Source organism: Pseudonocardia lutea, assembly GCF_042658055.1.
In the GTDB taxonomy this organism is placed as follows: Bacteria; Actinomycetota; Actinomycetes; order Mycobacteriales; family Pseudonocardiaceae; genus Pseudonocardia; species Pseudonocardia lutea.
Map to the genome: position 1 here is coordinate 1 of NZ_JBHSQK010000119.1, position 745 is coordinate 745.

General features: G+C 82.3%; 1 pseudogene. It reads right to left on the reverse strand.

Annotated elements, in window-relative coordinates:
• Positions 1 to 745: pseudogene (locus ACFQH9_RS31130) on the reverse strand (ATP-dependent helicase HrpB); the annotation flags it as partial.

Below are 745 nucleotides of genomic sequence, written 5' to 3' on the forward strand. Positions count from 1 at the left end.
GCCCGCCGCCGGGCGGCGGCCAGCGGGGCGGAGAGCCAGCCCGCCGGGTCGGCGGTGCCGGCCAGCACGTCCTCCTCCGCGACGCCCGGCCACTCCTCGCCGAGCGTGCGGTGCAGGAAGGCCAACCGCGCGCGCAACGCCCGGTCCGCGGCCGACCAGTGCAGCAGGCCGGTGCCCTCGGCGCGCAGCCCGGTGACCAGCGCCTCGCGCACGAGCGCCGGGTCGGGCTCGCGCAGCGGCCGTTCCTCCAGCACGATCGCACCCAGCCGGCGCACCCGCCGCGCACGGACGTCGCCGTCGGCCCACGCGACCTCCTCGGCCTCGGTGAGGAGCGCCGCGGCGACCTCCTCGGCGAGGGCCCGGTCGGCGGCCACGGCCAGCCGCACCCGCCCGTGCGCCGCCCCGGGCGTGCGGTCGGCCACCGCGACGGCGAGCCACTCCTGCGCCCCCAGCCCGGCGTCGCCGACCTCGACGGCCGTGCCACCGGCCATCAGGAACACCGGCGCCTCCCCGGACCGCCGCCGCGCGATCCGCTCCGGGTGGGCCAGGCCCGCCACCAGCGCGGCCTCCGCCCGTCCGCCGCCGGGCGCCGGCCGCGTCCCCGGCCCTGACCCGGGGACGAGCCGCGCGAGCCGCGCCACCTCGGCGCGCCAGCGCCCGGTCGCGGGGTGGCTCCCGGCGCGGAGCCCGCGCAGTTCGGCGGCGAGGTCGCTGCCGGCGGCGAGGGTGTCGTCGTCGAGCAGGG